This window comes from Citrobacter sp. RHBSTW-00029, from assembly GCF_014104295.1.
GTDB classification, from domain to species: Bacteria; Pseudomonadota; Gammaproteobacteria; order Enterobacterales; family Enterobacteriaceae; genus Citrobacter; species Citrobacter youngae.
The window spans coordinates 3,921,720-3,940,670 of record NZ_JABXRT010000001.1; the positions used below are offsets into that span (position 1 = coordinate 3,921,720).

General features: G+C 51.2%; 14 protein-coding genes, 4 tRNA genes, 1 rRNA gene and 1 pseudogene. 4 read left to right on the plus strand and 16 right to left on the minus strand.

The window, feature by feature from the left end; translation table 11 throughout:
- Nucleotides 1-264 precede the first annotated feature (264 nt).
- Together HV041_RS19000 and HV041_RS19005 are read left to right on the plus strand one after the other, a co-directional pair.
- Nucleotides 265-570, plus strand: coding sequence for a PTS sugar transporter subunit IIB (locus HV041_RS19000; RefSeq protein ID WP_048214121.1), 306 nt, complete (start codon nt 265-267; stop codon nt 568-570).
- A 4-nt stretch (nt 571-574) separates the two neighbouring features.
- A complete protein-coding gene (locus HV041_RS19005; RefSeq protein WP_043018018.1) occupies nt 575-892 on the plus strand; it encodes a PTS lactose/cellobiose transporter subunit IIA in 318 nt (105 codons plus the stop codon).
- Nucleotides 893-1,008: 116 nt separating this feature from the next.
- Here HV041_RS19005 and rpoC read toward each other — a convergent pair whose 3' ends face one another.
- The 13 genes from rpoC to HV041_RS19070 all read right to left on the minus strand — a co-directional run bounded on the left by rpoC (nt 1,009) and on the right by HV041_RS19070 (nt 15,204).
- Nucleotides 1,009-5,232 carry a DNA-directed RNA polymerase subunit beta' gene (gene rpoC, locus HV041_RS19010; RefSeq protein ID WP_003033107.1) on the minus strand — a complete coding sequence of 1,408 codons (4,224 nt, stop codon included), beginning with the start codon at nt 5,230-5,232 and terminating at the stop codon, nt 1,009-1,011.
- A 76-nt stretch (nt 5,233-5,308) separates the two neighbouring features.
- The gene (gene rpoB / locus HV041_RS19015) at nt 5,309-9,337 is read right to left on the minus strand and encodes a DNA-directed RNA polymerase subunit beta (RefSeq protein WP_003033111.1); all 4,029 of its coding nucleotides are present in this window, start codon (nt 9,335-9,337) and stop codon (nt 5,309-5,311) included.
- 320 nt (nt 9,338-9,657) lie between these two features.
- Nucleotides 9,658-10,023 (minus strand): 50S ribosomal protein L7/L12, encoded by a 366-nt coding sequence (gene rplL / locus HV041_RS19020; protein ID WP_000028882.1) that lies wholly within the window; start codon nt 10,021-10,023, stop codon nt 9,658-9,660.
- A gap of 66 nt (nt 10,024-10,089) precedes the next feature.
- Complete coding sequence (gene rplJ / locus HV041_RS19025; protein WP_005132895.1) at nt 10,090-10,587, minus strand: 50S ribosomal protein L10; 498 nt, start codon at nt 10,585-10,587, stop codon at nt 10,090-10,092.
- Between the two features lie 418 nt (nt 10,588-11,005).
- A complete protein-coding gene (rplA, locus tag HV041_RS19030) occupies nt 11,006-11,713 on the minus strand; it encodes a 50S ribosomal protein L1 (protein ID WP_005132897.1) in 708 nt (235 codons plus the stop codon).
- 3 nt (nt 11,714-11,716) lie between these two features.
- Nucleotides 11,717-12,145: a 50S ribosomal protein L11 gene (rplK, locus tag HV041_RS19035; protein WP_003033122.1), complete on the minus strand. Its 429-nt coding sequence runs from the start codon at nt 12,143-12,145 to the stop codon at nt 11,717-11,719.
- A 155-nt stretch (nt 12,146-12,300) separates the two neighbouring features.
- Entirely contained in the window at nt 12,301-12,846 is a 546-nt protein-coding gene (gene nusG / locus HV041_RS19040) for a transcription termination/antitermination protein NusG (RefSeq protein ID WP_003033125.1), read from the minus strand.
- A 1-nt stretch (nt 12,847) separates the two neighbouring features.
- Nucleotides 12,848-13,231, minus strand: a complete 384-nt coding sequence (gene secE / locus HV041_RS19045) for a preprotein translocase subunit SecE (RefSeq protein ID WP_003033128.1) — start codon at nt 13,229-13,231, stop codon at nt 12,848-12,850.
- Nucleotides 13,232-13,461: 230 nt separating this feature from the next.
- Nucleotides 13,462-14,646, minus strand: a complete 1,185-nt coding sequence (gene tuf / locus HV041_RS19050; protein ID WP_003031109.1) for an elongation factor Tu — start codon at nt 14,644-14,646, stop codon at nt 13,462-13,464.
- A 118-nt stretch (nt 14,647-14,764) separates the two neighbouring features.
- Nucleotides 14,765-14,840 (minus strand) — tRNA-Thr (locus tag HV041_RS19055).
- A 5-nt stretch (nt 14,841-14,845) separates the two neighbouring features.
- A tRNA-Gly gene (locus HV041_RS19060) sits at nt 14,846-14,920 on the minus strand.
- A 115-nt stretch (nt 14,921-15,035) separates the two neighbouring features.
- Nucleotides 15,036-15,120: transfer RNA gene (locus HV041_RS19065), tRNA-Tyr, on the minus strand.
- 8 nt (nt 15,121-15,128) lie between these two features.
- Nucleotides 15,129-15,204: transfer RNA gene (locus tag HV041_RS19070), tRNA-Thr, on the minus strand.
- Nucleotides 15,205-15,223: 19 nt separating this feature from the next.
- On the opposite strand from HV041_RS19070, the pseudogene HV041_RS25135 reads away from it, so the two are divergent.
- Nucleotides 15,224-15,292: pseudogene (locus tag HV041_RS25135) on the plus strand (hypothetical protein); the annotation flags it as partial.
- A gap of 302 nt (nt 15,293-15,594) precedes the next feature.
- Nucleotides 15,595-16,545, plus strand: coding sequence for a type I pantothenate kinase (gene coaA, locus HV041_RS19075; protein WP_043018507.1), 951 nt, complete (start codon nt 15,595-15,597; stop codon nt 16,543-16,545).
- A gap of 35 nt (nt 16,546-16,580) precedes the next feature.
- Here the strand turns inward: coaA and birA are convergent, their stop codons facing one another.
- The 3 genes from birA to rrf all read right to left on the minus strand — a co-directional run bounded on the left by birA (nt 16,581) and on the right by rrf (nt 18,869).
- Complete coding sequence (gene birA / locus HV041_RS19080; protein WP_048214125.1) at nt 16,581-17,543, minus strand: bifunctional biotin--[acetyl-CoA-carboxylase] ligase/biotin operon repressor BirA; 963 nt, start codon at nt 17,541-17,543, stop codon at nt 16,581-16,583.
- Complete coding sequence (murB, locus tag HV041_RS19085) at nt 17,540-18,568, minus strand: UDP-N-acetylmuramate dehydrogenase (RefSeq protein WP_121585299.1); 1,029 nt, start codon at nt 18,566-18,568, stop codon at nt 17,540-17,542. The genes birA and murB overlap by 4 nt, the downstream gene beginning before the upstream one ends.
- Before the next feature lie 185 nt (nt 18,569-18,753).
- Nucleotides 18,754-18,869, minus strand: a 5S ribosomal RNA gene (gene rrf, locus HV041_RS19090).
- Between the last annotated feature and the right edge of the window lie 82 nt (nt 18,870-18,951).

Genomic DNA, 18,951 nt, shown 5'->3' on the forward strand with positions numbered 1-18,951 from the left:
TTAACATACGGGTTTAAAAAACGCTGTCAATACTGTTTTTTATAACATGTCTTTATTGACAGTAATTATATATTCCAGCATGTGATAAGCGAGTCAAAAAGCCGCCGGCCCTGGTGCAGATCATCGGGTTTTGCCTCTTTTTGTAACCGGTTTCAGAAAAAGTGATTTTCTTTGTGATGCCTTGCACACAATCGTTGCAAAGCAGTTGTTGCTACAGCTGGCTCGCGATAATTATCAACCCACACATGTTGATCGAGACTGCTTATGAAAAACATCGTTTTATGCTGTGCCGCCGGAATGTCCACCAGCATGCTGGTGCAAAGGATGAAAGATGCCGCCCAGAAAAAAGGCGTCGACGTCACTATCAAAGCGGTCCCGGTGGCTGAGTTTGCAGAGAATATTGCCACTGCAGATATTGTTTTACTCGGTCCACAGGTTAAGTATGAGCAGGCCAAGCTGCAGGCGCTTGCTGACCCGTTAGGTAAAAAGGTCGCGGTGATCGATATGATGGATTACGGCATGATGAAAGGTGATGCCGTACTGGATAAAGCGCTGAAACTGCTGGAGTAATGGCATGGAAGAGTTAGAAACAATCATCATGGAATTACTCGTTAATGCGGGTGCTGCCCGCAGCCAGGCCCTGACAGCGCTACAACTGGCGCGTAAAGGGGATTTCCCCGGTGCAGAACAAGCGATGACGGAATCACGCGAGTACGTTAAACAAGCACATAAAATCCAGACCCAACTTATCGGTATCGACGAAGGTACCGGCAAGCTACCGGTCAATCTCATCACCGTCCATTCGCAGGACCATCTGATGAACGCGATGGTGATTCAGGATCTGGCGGGCGACATGATTGAACTTTATCGGCGCTTACCGCCGGTAAATTAATGACATTGCCGGATAGCTTCGTCGCCTCGTAGGCCTGATAAGCACAGCGCCATCAGGCATAAACACAGACATAAAAAAACCCGCCGAAGCGGGTTTTTTATTATGGTCAGCAACGATTAATCGTTGTCAGAACCGCCCAGGCCTGCGTTCAGCAGTTCTGCCAGGCTGGCAGACGCATCTTCAGCAGTCACCTGCGGAGCAGCTGGCAGTTCGCCCGCTGCGCGACGGCGCATACGATCCTGGTGGTACGCGTAACCGGTACCTGCCGGGATCAGACGACCCACGATTACGTTCTCTTTCAGACCGCGCAGTTCATCACGTTTACCTGCAACAGCGGCTTCGGTCAGGACACGCGTGGTTTCCTGGAACGATGCTGCAGAGATGAAGGACTCGGTTGCCAGAGACGCTTTGGTGATACCCAGCAGATCGCGGGAGAACGTTGCACCCACTTTGCCGTTCGCTTCCAGCTCGCGGTTAGCGATCTTGACGCGGGAGTATTCAACCTGCTCGCCTTCCAGGAAGTCGGAGCTACCAGCGCTTTCGATGGTGGCTTTACGCAGCATCTGACGAACGATAACTTCGATGTGTTTATCGTTAATCTTAACGCCCTGCAGACGGTATACGTCCTGAACTTCGTTAACGATGTAACGAGTTACAGCATGCACACCACGCAGACGCAGGATGTCATGCGGCGCTTCCGGACCGTCGGAAACCACGTCACCACGTTCTACACGTTCACCTTCGAACACGTTGAGCTGACGCCATTTCGGAATCATCTCTTCGTACGGTTCGCTACCGTCTACCGGGGTGATAACCAGACGACGTTTCCCTTTGGTTTCTTTACCGAAGGAAATGATGCCGCTGATTTCAGCCAGGATTGCCGGCTCTTTCGGACGACGTGCTTCGAACAGGTCCGCAACGCGCGGCAGACCACCGGTGATATCCTTGGTACCGCCGGATTCCTGCGGAACACGCGCCAGGGTGTCACCAGAACTGATCTGTACGCCATCTTCCAGCTGAACAATCGCTTTACCCGGCAGGAAGTACTGAGCAGGCATATCGGTGCCTGGGATCAGAACGTCGTTGCCCTGAGCATCAACAATTTTCAGTGCCGGACGCAGGTCTTTACCGCCCGCAGTACGCTCTGCAGAATCCAGAACCACCAGAGAAGACAGACCGGTCAGCTCGTCGGTCTGACGAGTAATGGTCTGGCCGTCGATCATGTCAGTGAAGCGGACAAAACCACTCACTTCGGTGATAACCGGCATGGTGTGCGGATCCCAGTTTGCTACGGTTTCGCCGCCAGCAACCTGTTCGCCATCACCTTTCGCCATAACGGAGCCGTAAGGCACTTTATAGCTTTCTTTGGTACGGCCGAATTCGTCGATCAGTTTCAGTTCGGTGTTACGTGAGGTGATAACCAGTTTGCCGCTGGAGTTCACAACCGACTTCGCATTGCTCAGACGGATGCTACCTTTGTTTTTCACCTGGATGCTGGATTCAGCAGCCGCACGAGATGCCGCACCACCGATGTGGAACGTACGCATCGTCAGCTGTGTACCCGGTTCACCGATGGACTGTGCCGCGATAACGCCGATTGCTTCACCTTTGTTGATGATGTGGCCACGCGCCAGGTCACGACCGTAGCAGTGCGCACATACACCAAAGTCGGTGTCACAAGATACGACGGAACGTACTTTGACGGAGTCAACGGAGTTCTCTTCCAGCAGATCACACCACTGTTCGTGCAGCAGCGTGTTGCGTGGAACCAGAATATCCGCCGTACCCGGCTTCAGAACGTCTTCAGCAGTTACACGACCCAGAACGCGATCGCGCAGCGGCTCTTTAACGTCACCACCCTCGATAACCGGGGTCATGGTGATGCCTTCCAGAGTGCCGCAATCGTCTTCAGTAACAACCAGGTCCTGCGCAACGTCGACCAGACGACGAGTCAGATAACCGGAGTTCGCTGTTTTCAGTGCGGTATCCGCCAGACCTTTACGCGCACCGTGAGTAGAGATGAAGTACTGGAGTACGTTCAGACCTTCACGGAAGTTCGCGGTGATTGGCGTTTCGATGATGGAGCCATCTGGCTTCGCCATCAGACCACGCATACCGGCCAGCTGACGAATCTGTGCTGCAGAACCACGCGCACCGGAGTCGGCCATCATGTAGATGCTGTTGAAGGAAACCTGCTGCTCTTCTACGCCGTCACGGTTAATAACGGTTTCGGTTTGCAGGTTATCCATCATCGCTTTGGATACACGATCGTTCGCCGCAGCCCAGATATCGATAACTTTGTTATAGCGTTCGCCCGCGGTTACCAGACCAGACTGGAACTGCTCCTGGATCTCAGCAACTTCAGCTTCCGCTTCAGAGATGATCTCGTGTTTCTTCTCTGGGATGACCATGTCATCAATACCAACAGATGCACCTGAACGCGCTGCATAAGCAAAGCCGGTGTACATTGTCTGGTCAGCGAAGATAACGGTCGGCTTCAGGCCCAGAATGCGGTAACAGGTGTTCAGCATTTTGGAGATAGCTTTCTTGCCCAGCGCCTGGTTGACGATGGAGAAAGGCAGACCTTTCGGTACGATCATCCACAGAATGGCGCGACCTACGGTCGTGTCTTTCAGGCTGGTGTGCGCAACGAATTCGCCGTTTTCATCTTTTTCATATTCAGTGATACGCACTTTAACGCGCGCATGCAGAGAGGCCAGACCTGCGCGATAGATACGCTCAGCTTCTTTCGGGCCAGTCAGCACCATGCCTTCGCCTTTGGCGTTAACACAGTCACGGGTCATGTAGTACAGACCCAATACAACGTCCTGAGACGGAACGATGATAGGTTCGCCGTTCGCCGGAGACAGGATGTTGTTAGTAGACATCATCAGCGCACGCGCTTCGAGCTGGGCTTCCAGCGTCAGCGGTACGTGAACAGCCATCTGGTCACCATCGAAGTCGGCGTTATATGCCGCACAAACCAGCGGGTGCAGCTGGATAGCTTTACCTTCGATCAGTACCGGCTCAAATGCCTGGATACCCAGACGGTGCAGTGTTGGTGCACGGTTCAGCAGTACCGGGTGTTCGCGGATAACTTCGTCCAGGATATCCCAAACGACAGCTTCTTCACGCTCAACCATTTTCTTAGCGGCTTTGATGGTGGTGGCCAGGCCACGCAGTTCCAGCTTGCCGTAAATGAACGGTTTGAACAGTTCCAGTGCCATTTTCTTCGGCAGACCGCACTGATGCAGACGCAGGTATGGACCTACGGTGATTACAGAACGACCGGAGTAGTCAACACGCTTACCGAGCAGGTTCTGACGGAAACGACCCTGTTTACCTTTGATCATGTCAGCCAAAGATTTCAGAGGACGTTTGTTAGAACCGGTGATCGCACGACCGCGACGACCGTTATCCAGCAGGGCGTCAACCGCTTCCTGCAGCATACGTTTTTCGTTGCGTACGATGATATCCGGCGCAGCCAGATCCAGCAGACGTTTCAGACGGTTGTTACGGTTGATCACGCGACGATACAGATCGTTCAGATCCGACGTTGCGAAACGACCACCATCCAGCGGAACCAGCGGACGCAGATCTGGCGGCAGAACCGGCAGAACGGTCAGGATCATCCACTCTGGCTTGTTGCCAGACTGTACGAAGGCTTCCAGCAGTTTGATACGCTTGGTCAGCTTCTTACGCTTGGTTTCGGAGTTGGTTTCGTTCAGCTCTTCGCGCAGAGTTTCACACTCTTGCTCCAGATCCATGCTCTTCAGCAGGGCCTGGATTGCTTCCGCACCCATCTTCGCGTCGAATTCGTCACCGAACTCTTCCAGCGCGTCCAGATACTGCTCTTCAGTCAGGATCTGTTGACGTTCCAGATTAGTCATACCGCCTTCGATAACCACATAAGATTCGAAGTACAGTACACGTTCGATATCACGCAGCGGCATATCGAGCAGCAAACCGATACGGGACGGCAGAGATTTCAGGAACCAGATGTGAGCGGTCGGAGACGCCAGCTCGATGTGGCCCATACGCTCACGGCGTACTTTGGTCTGGGTCACTTCAACGCCGCACTTCTCACAGATCACACCACGGTGTTTCAGGCGCTTGTACTTACCGCACAGGCACTCGTAGTCTTTTACCGGCCCAAAGATACGGGCGCAGAAAAGGCCGTCACGTTCAGGTTTGAACGTACGGTAGTTGATGGTTTCCGGCTTCTTAACTTCACCGAAAGACCATGAACGGATCATGTCTGGCGAGGCCAGAGCAATTTTGATCGCATCAAACTCTTCGGTTTTAGTCTGCGCTTTCAGAAACTTTAATAAATCTTTCACGGATTTGCTCCCGTCGGAGTTAGCACAATCTGGCGCTGGCTGTTACGCCAGCACCAGTGACCTGTTTGATCGAGAGTTACTCGTCTTCCAGCTCGATGTTGATACCCAGCGAACGAATCTCTTTCAACAGTACGTTGAAGGATTCCGGCATGCCTGGTTCCATCTGATGGTTGCCGTCCACGATGTTTTTATACATCTTAGTACGACCGTTCACGTCATCAGACTTAACGGTGAGCATTTCCTGCAGGGTGTATGCTGCGCCATATGCTTCCAGCGCCCACACTTCCATCTCCCCGAAGCGCTGACCACCGAACTGCGCCTTACCACCCAGCGGCTGCTGAGTAACCAGGCTGTAAGAACCGGTAGAACGCGCATGCATCTTGTCATCAACCAGGTGGTTCAGTTTCAGCATGTACATGTAGCCAACGGTAACCTGGCGCTCGAACTGCTCACCGGTACGACCGTCGAACAGTGTGATCTGACCGGAAGTCGGCAGGCCACCCAGCTGTAACAGTTCCTTGATTTCAGACTCTTTCGCACCGTCGAATACCGGCGTTGCGATCGGCATACCTTTTTTCAGGTTTTCAGCCAGACGCAGAACTTCTTCATCACTGAAGGTATTCAGGTCAACTTTCTGACGAACATCTGAACCCAGATCGTAAGCACGCTGGATGAATTCGCGCAGTTTCGCGACTTCCTGCTGCTGTTTCAGCATGGCGTTGATCTTATCGCCGATACCTTTTGCAGCCATACCCAGGTGGGTTTCAAGGATCTGACCGATGTTCATACGCGATGGTACGCCCAGCGGGTTCAGTACGATATCTACCGGCGTACCGTTAGCATCGTGTGGCATATCTTCGATCGGGTTGATCTTAGAGATAACACCCTTGTTACCGTGACGACCTGCCATCTTATCACCAGGCTGGATCCGACGTTTAACCGCCAGATAAACCTTAACAATCTTCAGCACGCCCGGTGCCAGATCGTCGCCCTGAGTGATTTTACGGCGTTTCGCTTCGAGTTTTTTCTCAAACTCGTGCTTCAGTTCGTCGTACTGTTCAGCCAGTTGTTCCAGCTGATTTTGTTTCTCTTCGTCGGTCAGGCCGAGTTCTAACCAGCGGTCGCGCGGCAGTTTGTCGAGCTTCTCAGCTTCAACACCACCGGAAACCAGCACAGCGTAGATACGGCTGAACAGGCCAGCTTCGAGGATCTGCAGTTCTTCAGACAGGTCTTTTTTCGCCTGCTTCAGCTGCATCTCTTCGATTTCCAGCGCACGTTTGTCTTTTTCTACGCCATCGCGAGTAAAGACCTGAACGTCGATAATCGTACCGGAAACACCGTTTGGCACGCGCAGAGAAGAGTCTTTAACGTCAGACGCTTTCTCACCGAAGATCGCACGCAGCAGCTTCTCTTCTGGCGTCAGCTGGGTTTCACCTTTCGGCGTTACCTTACCAACCAGAATGTCGCCACCGGTCACTTCTGCACCAATGTAAACGATACCGGATTCATCCAGTTTGGAGAGCGCAGCTTCACCCACGTTCGGGATGTCAGCAGTGATCTCTTCTGGCCCCAGCTTGGTGTCACGAGACACACATGCCAGTTCCTGAATGTGGATGGTGGTGAAACGGTCTTCCTGGACAACACGCTCGGATACGAGGATGGAGTCTTCGAAGTTGTAACCGTTCCATGGCATGAATGCCACGCGCATGTTCTGACCCAGCGCCAGTTCACCGAGGTCGGTGGACGGACCGTCTGCCAGCACATCACCACGTTCAACCGGCTCGCCCAGAGATACGCAAGGCATCTGGTTGATACAGGTGTTCTGGTTAGAACGGGTGTATTTGGTCAGGTTATAAATGTCGATACCTGCTTCGCCCGGGTACATCTCGTCTTCGTTAACTTTGATAACGATACGGGAAGCATCCACGTACTGAACAGTACCGCCACGTTTAGCAACTGCAGTAACACCGGAGTCAACGGCAACAGCACGTTCCATACCGGTACCAACCAGCGGCTTATCAGCGCGCAGAGTCGGAACCGCCTGACGTTGCATGTTCGCACCCATCAATGCACGGTTGGCGTCATCGTGTTCCAGGAACGGGATCAGGGACGCACCGACGGATACCACCTGCTGGGTGGATACGTCCATGTAGTCAACCTGGTCGCGGCTGAACAAGCTGGATTCGCCTTTGCTACGGCAGGTAACCAGATCTTCTACAAAGTGGCCTTCGTCATCCAGGTTGGAGTTCGCCTGAGCGATAACGTAGTTGCCTTCTTCGATAGCAGACAGGTAGTGGATTTCGTCAGTTACAACACCGTCGGTCACTTTACGGTACGGCGTCTCAAGGAAACCGTATTCGTTAGTCTGTGCATACACGGACAGGGAGTTGATCAGACCGATGTTCGGACCTTCAGGCGTTTCGATTGGACATACGCGACCATAGTGAGTCGGGTGTACGTCTCGAACTTCGAAGCCTGCGCGTTCACGGGTCAGACCGCCTGGGCCGAGCGCAGAGATACGACGTTTGTGCGTAATCTCAGACAGCGGGTTGTTCTGGTCCATAAACTGAGACAGCTGGCTGGAACCAAAGAACTCTTTCACTGCTGCAGAAATCGGCTTGGCGTTGATCATATCCTGAGGCATCAGGGTATCCAGATCGCCCAGAGACAGACGCTCTTTCACCGCACGCTCAACACGCACCAGGCCAACGCGGAACTGGTTTTCCGCCATTTCGCCTACGGAACGGATACGACGGTTGCCGAGGTGGTCGATATCATCGACTTCGCCTTTACCGTTACGGATATCGATGAGCTTCTTCATCACTTCGATGATGTCGTCTTTGCTCAGGATACCGGAACCTTCGATTTCGTCGCGCAGCAGAGAACGGTTGAACTTCATACGACCAACCGCAGACAGGTCATAGCGGTCTTCGGAGAAGAACAGGTTCTCAAACAGGCTTTCAGCAGCTTCACGAGTCGGCGGCTCACCAGGGCGCATCATGCGGTAGATTTCTACCAGCGCGCTCAGACGATCGTTGGTTGGGTCGACGCGTACAGTTTCAGAAATGTACGGACCGTGGTCCAGATCGTTAGTGAACAGCGTTTCGATACGTTTGTGGCCAGACTGGCTCAGCTTAGCCAGCAGATCCAGGCTCAGCTCCATGTTAGCTGCGCAGATCAGCTCGCCAGTAGATTCGTCAACGTAGTCTTTAGCCGCAACTTTACCAGCAATGTATTCAACCGGAACTTCGATATGTTTGATATCGTCTTTTTCCAGTTGGCGAATGTGGCGCGCAGTGATGCGACGGCCTTTTTCGACGTACACTTTGCCGTTAGCTTCGATGTCAAAGGAGGCGGTTTCACCACGCAGGCGTTCCGGTACCAGTTCCATCTGCAGCTTGTTGTCACGAATTTCGAAAACAACTTTCTCAAAGAACAGGTCAAGGATCTGCTCAGTGGTGTAGTTCAGCGCACGCAGAATAATGGTCGCAGGCAGTTTACGGCGACGGTCAATACGTACGAACAGGTTGTCCTTCGGATCGAATTCGAAGTCCAGCCAGGAACCACGGTAAGGAATGATGCGCGCGTTATACAGCACTTTACCCGAAGAGTGGGTTTTACCTTTGTCGGAGTCAAAGAAGACGCCAGGACTACGGTGCAGCTGAGAAACGATAACACGCTCAGTACCGTTGATAACAAAGGTACCGTTGTCAGTCATGAGCGGAATTTCGCCCATGTAGACTTCTTGTTCTTTAATGTCTTTTACGGTGCCTTCCGGCGCTTCGCGCTCGTAGATCACCAGACGCAGTTTTACGCGCAGCGGTGCGGAATAGGTCACGCCACGGATCTGACATTCCTGAACGTCAAACACCGGTTCGCCAAGGCGGTAGCTGACGTATTGCAGCTCGGAATTACCGCTATAGCTCTGAATCGGGAAAACGGAACGGAAAGCTGCTTCCAGACCATACTGCCCTTCAGGATCTTGCTCGATGAACTTCTGAAACGAGTCAAGCTGGATAGAAAGGAGATAAGGTATGTCCAACACTTGTGGACGTTTACCAAAATCCTTACGAATACGTTTTTTCTCGGTATAGGAGTAAACCATTAGGGTTCCTCAGCTCGCTGACAAGTCGACCCATCTGTCCGACGAAGGGACAGTTTGTGCAACACTATTTTGTTGACCGGAAAATCGAATACTTTCCGCAATGCCTGTTGCTATCACGCTTAAACCATTTCATTGCGATTTACACAGAACTGATGCTCTGTCGCAGTATATTAAGACGTCGATAGAAACAAGCATTGAAAGGCACAGCAGTAGTCAAACAGTGTGAAATGCTACTGGCGCCTTACAGCGCAAAAAGGCTGGTGACTAAAAAGTCACCAGCCATCAGCCTAATTTCTTAGGCTGCAACCAGAAAAGTTGGCTTATTTAACTTCAACTTCAGCGCCAGCTTCTTCCAGAGATTTTTTCAGTGCTTCTGCGTCGTCTTTGCTCACGCCTTCTTTCAGCGCAGCCGGTGCAGATTCTACCAGGTCTTTAGCTTCTTTCAGACCCAGGCCAGTTGCGCCACGTACTGCTTTGATAACAGCAACTTTGTTAGCGCCAGCAGCTTTCAGAATTACGTCGAATTCAGTTTTTTCTTCAGCAGCTTCAGCCGGGCCCGCAGCTACAGCTACAGCAGCAGCAGCAGAAACACCGAATTTTTCTTCCATTGCAGAAATCAGTTCTACAACGTCCATTACGGACATAGCGGATACTGCTTCAATGATTTGATCTTTAGTGATAGACATTTAAATTGTTCCTGAAAATCAGAATAAGTTTATACGTAAGCAGATGCTTGAGAAAGATAACTGCGATTAAGCAGCTTCTTTCGCATCGCGTACAGCAGCCAGAGTACGAACCAGTTTGCCAGCCGAAGCTTCTTTCATGGTTGCCATCAGGCGTGCAATTGCTTCTTCGTAGGTCGGCAGGGTTGCCAGGCGATCGATGTTCGATGCCGTGATCAACTCACCTTCAAAGGCTGCGGCTTTGACCTCAAATTTTGCATTCGCTTTCGCGAACTCTTTGAACAGACGAGCAGCAGCGCCCGGGTGTTCCATAGAGTATGCAATCAGGGTCGGACCAACAAACGTGTCTTTCAGGCACTCGAACTGAGTACCTTCAACGACGCGGCGCAGCAGGGTGTTACGAACAACACGCATGTATACGCCAGCTTCACGACCTGCTTTACGCAGTTCAGTCATTTTATCTACAGTTACGCCACGGGAATCCGCAACTACTGCAGACAGCGCGCCTTTGGCTACTTCGCTGACTTCAGCAACAATCGCTTGTTTGTCTTGAAGATTTAAAGCCATTAGCTTTGCTCCTGGATGTTTGCCGGAACTCATGTTCCGGAACTCACTTCACTCTCCCCAACGGAGAGAGCGTCTAAATACGGTGAGCAGAAACAAGCCAGAGTATCAGAAATAATCTTAGCGTTCTGTCACCGTCTACGCAGGGCATTAAGTTTCTGACGAAACACCTGCGGTCTTCGACGGAGGCCTGGATAGGCCAGGCTCCAACGAACAAATCTTGTCTATGACTTCGCCCTTTGAACCGTAGCTGCGTTAGCTGCTCTCGTTCACACCGGTCATGTAGTTAACTACACTCCCAGCGATTCACTCAATTGCTGCCTTGCTACAATTCAAATGACTCGCATAGAGTTCTGTTTATTTCAACAGAAACGTGGGGGTAAGATTGTAGACAAAATCACCGCCCACGTAAAGGCGAATATTAGTTCGCCACAGTCGCAGTCAGACCGGACTGATCAACGGCAACACCAGCACCCATGGTGGTGGAGATGCTAACTTTCTTGATGTACACGCCTTTTGCCTGAGTCGGTTTTGCTTTTTTCAGCGCAACCAGCAGAGCTTCCAGGTTTTCTTTCAGTTTGTCAGCGTCAAAATCCACTTTACCGATGGTGGTGTGGATGATGCCGTTTTTGTCGTTACGGTAACGAACCTGACCCGCTTTAGCGTTCTTAACAGCTTCAGCAACGTTAGGGGTTACAGTACCAACTTTCGGGTTTGGCATCAGGCCGCGCGGACCCAGAACCTGACCCAGCTGGCCAACAACGCGCATTGCATCCGGGGAAGCAATAACAACGTCAAAGTTCATTTCGCCTTTCTTGATCTGGTCAGCCAGATCTTCCATACCTACCAGCTCAGCGCCTGCAGCTTTAGCAGCTTCAGCGTTTGCGCCCTGGGTAAATACGGCTACGCGAACGGAACGGCCAGTACCGTGCGGCAGTACAGTTGCACCACGTACGTTCTGGTCAGATTTACGAGCGTCGATGCCGAGGTTAACAGCAACGTCCACGCTTTCTACGAATTTAGCAGTGGCCAGCTCTTTCAGCAGAGCGATAGCTTCGTTGATGTCGTACTGCTTAGTAGCATCAACTTTGTCACGGATCACGGACATGCGCTTGGTCAGTTTAGCCATTTCTTAGTCCTCCACTACCAGGCCCATGGAACGTGCAGTACCTTCAATGGAGCGAGTCATCGCTTCAATGTCGGAACCAGTCATGTCGGCAGCTTTGGTCTGCGCGATTTCCTGCAACTGAGCGCGGGAAATTTTACCCACTTTGTCTTTGTTCGGCTTGCCGGAACCAGACTTGATACCAGCCGCTTTCTTCAGCAGAACTGCTGCCGGAGGCGTTTTGGTAACGAAAGTGAAAGAACGGTCAGCGTAAACGGTGATAACAACCGGGATCGGCAGACCTTTTTCCATGGAATCAGTCTTAGCGTTGAACGCTTTGCAGAATTCCATGATGTTCACGCCTTGTTGACCCAGTGCTGGACCTACCGGCGGACTCGGGTTAGCCATACCAGCTGCAACCTGCAGCTTGACATAGGCTTGGACTTTCTTAGCCATTCTAAATTCCTCTGATTGGGTTATAGCGCCTCAAGGAGGCTCCCCGTGATTAAATTCGTTTTACGGATAGGATCCATAAAAACAAAAGGCGCGAAATTGTATTCCAATCTCGCGCCTTGTGCAACGATTAAATCGTCGCTTTTTTGATCGGCGTATTAGGCTTTTTCAACCTGAGCGAAGTCCAGTTCAACCGGAGTCGCACGACCGAAGATAGATACGGAAACTTTCAGACGAGACTTCTCGTAGTCCACTTCTTCAACGACGCCGTTAAAGTCAGCAAACGGACCGTCGCTAACGCGAACCATTTCACCTGGTTCAAACATCGTTTTCGGACGCGGCTTATCGCCAACCTGCTGCAGACGGTTCATGATCGCATCAACTTCTTTGTCGCTGATCGGCGCCGGACGGTCAGATGTACCGCCGATAAAGCCCATCACACGCGGCACACTGCGCACCAGGTGCCAGCTTGCATCATTCATCACCATCTGGACCAGTACATAGCCCGGGAAGAATTTACGTTCGCTCTTGCGACGCTGGCCGCCACGGATTTCGACCACTTCTTCGGTCGGCACCATGACTTCGCCAAACAGCTCTTCCATATTTTGTAACTTGATATATTCGCGCAGCGATGTGGCTACGCGGCCTTCAAAACCGGAAAACGCCTGAACGACGTACCAGCGCTTTTTAGGGGCTTCAGACATCTTAGAACCTCAGGCCAGTGATAAAGGATACCAGGCGAACCAGAATACCATCCAGTCCCCACAGGATCAGTGACATTACCGCAGTGACCGCAGCAACGATCAGCGTGGTGTGCAGCGTTTCCTGGCGAGTTGGCCAAATGACCTTACGGACTTCGGTTCTCGCTTCACGGGCAAAAGCAACGGTCGCTTTACCTTTTGTTGTCAACAGCGCGACACCACCCGCTGCGGCAATCAGAATCACTACGGCCAGCGCACGCAGCGGCAGCATCATGTCACGATAGAGGTAGTTGCCAACGATAGCTACAAGCAGCAATACAGCGACAACAACCCACTTCATCGCTTCCAGGCCGCGCCCGCTTCCTTGAGCTTCGGTATTCGCACTCATAAACCAACCTGTCAGAAGTATTCTACAAACATTTTCACCCCGCGTAAGCGAGGCGATCCAAACCGAAATGCTCTGGTGCGTTTCGGACTAAACGCCCTCTTCAGAGCCTGTCTCAGCAATGATTATGACAAAAAAAATCACTGATGAGCCAGGTTCTGGTGTGAAAGCGTGCAAAAAGGGCATCAAATGATGCCCTTTTATTGCGCATTGCGTCAAATGTTATTCGGCAATTAGCTCATTACTTTGGCAACAACGCCCGCACCTACAGTACGGCCGCCTTCACGGATTGCGAAACGCAGACCGTCATCCATCGCGATTGGGTGGATCAGGGTAACAACCATTTTGATGTTGTCGCCCGGCATTACCATCTCTACGCCTTCCGGCAGTTCGATGGTACCCGTCACGTCAGTAGTACGGAAGTAGAACTGCGGACGGTAGCCTTTGAAGAACGGAGTATGACGGCCGCCTTCGTCTTTGGACAGAATGTACACTTCAGATTCGAACTTGGTGTGCGGCTTGATAGAGCCCGGCTTAGCCAGTACCTGACCACGTTCGATTTCTTCACGTTTGATACCACGCAGCAGAACACCAACGTTCTCACCAGCACGGCCTTCGTCCAGCAGTTTGCGGAACATTTCAACGCCAGTACAGGTAGACTTGGCAGTCTCTTTGATACCAACGATTTCAACTTCTTCACCAACTTTGATGATACCGCGTTCTACACGACCGGTAACAACGGTACCACGACCGGAGATGGAGAATACGTCTTCGATTGGCAGCAGGAACGGCTTATCGATAGCACGTTCTGGTTCCGGGATGTAAGAATCCAGGAAGCCAGCCAGTTCGATGATTTTCGCTTCCCACTCTGCTTCGCCTTCCAGCGCTTTCAGAGCAGAACCACGAACGATCGGAGTGTCGTCGCCCGGGAAATCGTACTGAGACAGAAGTTCACGAACTTCCATTTCTACCAGTTCCAGCAGCTCTTCGTCATCAACCATGTCGCATTTGTTCAGGAACACGATGATGTACGGAACGCCTACCTGACGACCCAGCAGGATGTGCTCACGAGTCTGCGGCATCGGGCCGTCAGTCGCAGCAACAACCAGGATCGCGCCATCCATCTGAGCAGCACCGGTGATCATGTTTTTAACATAGTCGGCGTGGCCCGGGCAGTCTACGTGCGCGTAGTGTCGAGTCGGGGTGTCATATTCAACGTGAGAAGTGTTGATGGTGATACCACGTGCTTTTTCTTCCGGCGCGTTATCGATCTGATCGAATGCGCGAGCAGCACCGCCGTAGGTTTTAGCCAGAACGGTAGTGATTGCAGCGGTCAGCGTTGTTTTACCATGGTCAACGTGGCCGATAGTACCGACGTTAACGTGCGGTTTAGTACGTTCAAATTTTTCTTTAGACATCGATTGTCCCTCTAAGACACGGATAAATCGGTGATATCACCACATCAACCAGGCAATATACCTGAGCTGTTGAATGCTTTTAAAAGTAAACAGAGAGAAACGGGAGGGAGAAGTGAAGTGGTGCTGATACCCAGAGTCGAACTGGGGACCTCACCCTTACCAAGGGTGCGCTCTACCAACTGAGCCATATCAGCACGTCTGGAGCGGGCAGCGGGAATCGAACCCGCATCATCAGCTTGGAAGGCTGAGGTAATAGCCATTATACGATGCCCGCATCCTGAAACTCGGCTACCCAGTTCTTTCTGTAACAAAAAAGAGATTTCTCTCTTTTATGTTTGAGCTGATTAAATTTTTTAACCAACTCAGGCGGCGATAACGCTGCCAGAAAGTGGTGGTGGGGGAAGGATTCGAACCTTCGAAGTCTGTGACGGCAGATTTACAGTCTGCTCCCTTTGGCCGCTCGGGAACCCCACCGGACTTGATGGTGCCGACTACCGGAATCGAACTGGTGACCTACTGATTACAAGTCAGTTGCTCTACCTACTGAGCTAAGTCGGCATCAAGTAGCGCGCATTTTATGGATACCTGCGTGCTCATGCAACTAAAAAATTGCATAAAATGTTCTTCCGCTCACATTTTGCACTATACGCCCGATAAATAATCTATTTCTTATCTGAATTGCACAAATTTCCAACGTTGAGCGTTATAACCGGAGAGGGTTTTGCTCCGTTATTCACGTCCAGACAGAGAGAAAGCACATCTTTATACATCTGGAATACTCGTCACAATGCTTTTCAGGGGACGATTTTTTCTTATTATTCCCCCTCATCTGGTGTTACCCTCCTGCCCATTGTCCAAATTAACTGAAATGTGCGTGCCATTGCGTGCCGGGGATGATTTCGTTTTTTACCGCAGACCTGATATAGCAATGACAGCCAGACCATGCGTATGAGTATAAAAGAGCAAGCGTTAACGTCGCCTTACCTACAGTTTGATCGCAACCAGTGGGCTGCGCTTCGTGATTCCGTGCCGATGACCCTGACCGAGGAAGAGATTGCTCGTCTTAAAGGCATTAACGAAGACTTATCGCTGGAAGAAGTTGCCGAGATTTATTTGCCTCTATCGCGTTTGCTAAATTTTTACATCAGTTCGAACCTGCGACGTCAGGCAGTGCTGGAGCAATTTTTAGGCACGAATGGCGAGCGTATTCCTTATATCATTAGTATTGCTGGCAGCGTCGCCGTCGGTAAAAGTACGACAGCGCGCGTTTTGCAGGCACTGCTTAGCCGCTGGCCAGAGCACCGCAAAGTTGAGCTGATTACGACCGATGGGTTTCTTCACCCAAACCAGGTGTTGAAAGAACGCGGGCTCATGAAGAAGAAAGGCTTCCCTCAGTCTTATGATATGCACCGTCTGGTAAAATTTGTTTCCGACCTGAAGTCAGGCGTCCCTAACGTCACAGCGCCGGTCTATTCTCATCTAATCTATGATGTGATCCCTGATGGTGACAAAACCGTTGCCCAGCCCGACATATTAATACTCGAAGGGCTAAATGTATTACAAAGCGGGATGGACTATCCTCACGATCCACATCATGTATTTGTTTCTGACTTTGTCGACTTTTCTATTTATGTTGATGCGCCAGAAGAATTACTCCAGACGTGGTATATCAACCGTTTTCTGAAATTCCGTGAAGGGGCGTTTACCAACCCGGACTCTTATTTCCATAACTATGCAAAATTATCAGAAGATGAGGCTATCAACACTGCCACATCGCTATGGAAAGAAATCAACTGGCTGAATTTAAAGCAAAATATTTTACCAACGCGTGAAAGAGCCAGCTTGATAATGACTAAAAGTGCCAATCATGCCGTTGAGCAAGTCAGGTTAAGAAAATAAATAAAAAAGGGGAGCCGATGCTCCCCTTCTTCTTATTATTCAGCGCTTCTGAGCGATATTTCCCCACCCATCCATGGCTTTATCTCACCATTCTGCTCAAGCAATAGTGCACCTTGAGCATCTATTCCCCGCGAGATACCAAATATTTCTTTATCGCCAATAATGAGTTTAACCGGGCGGTTGATAAAGTTATCAAGTGCCTTCCAGCGTGATAAATAAGGCACTAACCCCTCTTGCTCAAACAGTATCAGTGCAGCACGAAGCTCGCGGATCAGTCGAGCCGCAAGAGTATTACGGTCAATGTTTATGCCTGCTTCCTGTAGGTTAATCCACCCCTGATTAACCACATTCTCTTCGACCCGGCGCATAGACATGTTAATTCCGGCACCAATAACGATCTGCGCCGCATCGCCCGTCTTACCAGTGAGTTCAACCAGGATCCCTGCCAGTTTACGGTCGAGTAAATAGAGGTCGTTGGGCCATTTTACACGGACTTTATCCGCACCCAGATCGCGCAAAACCTCAGCCATGACGATACCAATCACCAGACTCAGACCAATTGCAGCGGCCGGCCCTTGTTCCAGCCGCCAGAACATCGAGAGGTATAGGTTAGCGCCAAAGGGAGAGAACCATTTACGTCCACGGCGGCCGCGCCCGGCCTGCTGATATTCAGCGACGCAGGCATCCCCTGACTCCAACTGACCTATTCGGTCCATCAGGTACTGATTGGTTGAGTCGATAACCGGCAGGACAGTGATATTTCCACCATCCAGTTGAGAATGAATAAGTGAGGCATCTAATAGTTGGATAGGCTCCGGTAAGCTGTATCCTTTACCAGGGACAGTAAATACATCAACACCCCAGTCACGTAGCGTCTGGACATGCTTATTGATTGCCGCACGGCTCATTCCCAGCGTTTCACCGAGTTGCTCACCGGAGTGAAATTCGCCATCGGCTAATAATGAAATAAGCGTCAGGGGGACGGTATTATCCTTCATGCAACGATCTCCACGGCATTCACCTCACCCTGCGGACCAATAAACCGGACCTCTGGTTCGAGCCAGACATTAAATTTCTCACCGACTTTTTGGCGCACATGGTGTGCAAGTTGCACTACATCCTGACTCGTCGCATTATCTGCATTGATCAGCACCAGTGCCTGCTGCTGATGTACCGCTGCGCCACCAATGCGCATGCCTTTAAGCTGGCATTGATCGATAAGCCAGCCAGCAGCCAGTTTCACAGAACCATCAGCCTGCGGATAATGAGGCGCAATCGGAAATTTCGCCAGAAGTTCCTGTGCGATATTCGAACTGACAACCGGATTTTTAAAGAAACTCCCCGCATTACCGTTTACTTTTGGATCGGGCAGCTTTGTGGTGCGCATATGACAAACAGAATCAAAAACCTGTTGAGGCGTTACCGTTGAAGGATCCAGGCGCGTCAGGTCACCGTAAGTGAGGACGGGCTGCCACTGTTTAGGTAAACGCAGCCCAACGGCTACAATCGCGAAACGATCCTGGTACTCATGCTTGAAGATGCTGTCGCGGTATCCAAATCGGCATTCTGTGGCACTTACACGCAGATGCTTACCGGTAGCCAGTTCAATGCAGTCCACATATTCGCAAACACGCTGAAGTTCCACACCATAAGCACCAATATTCTGGATTGGCGATGAGCCAACACAGCCGGGAATAAGCGCCAGGTTTTCCAGTCCAGGCATGCCAAGCTGCAATGTATGCTGTACCAGATGATGCCAGTTCTCACCAGCCCCAACGTGTAGGTACCACGCGTCAGGCTTCTCTGTAACCTCTATACCTTTAATACGATTGACGATCACTGTTCCCTGGAAGGTATCAAGAAACAGGACGTTACTCCCTTCGCCCAGGATCAGTACTGGATGATGTGATGCATTGGCTAATTGCCAGGCATTCAGTAGTTGTTGCTCATTTTCGGCGCGGACAAGTTCATTAGCTTGTTGATCGATACCGAAGGTGTTCCAGGTTTTAAGGGAGTGATTCATAGACGCTTTCCTGATGCAAAATCGCGCTTAGTTTACCGCATATGCTGCAGGATGGCTTGTGTTATGGAGGCTCAGGATATTGCTTTGCCCCCGATGGTACGCGCTGCGCCGCATCCGGCAATGTGTACCCCGCACAGACGCAAAAAAGCCCATCCGTCAGGATGGGCTTCTTCACTTTATTTGATGCCTGGCAGTTCCCTACTCTCGCATGGGGAGACCCCACACTACCATCGGCGCTACGGCGTTTCACTTCTGAGTTCGGCATGGGGTCAGGTGGGACCACCGCGCTACAGCCGCCAGGCAAATTCTGTTTATCAGACCGCTTCTGCGTTCTGATGTCATCTGTATCAAGCTGAATCTGATGTCTCTTCGCCAAAACATCT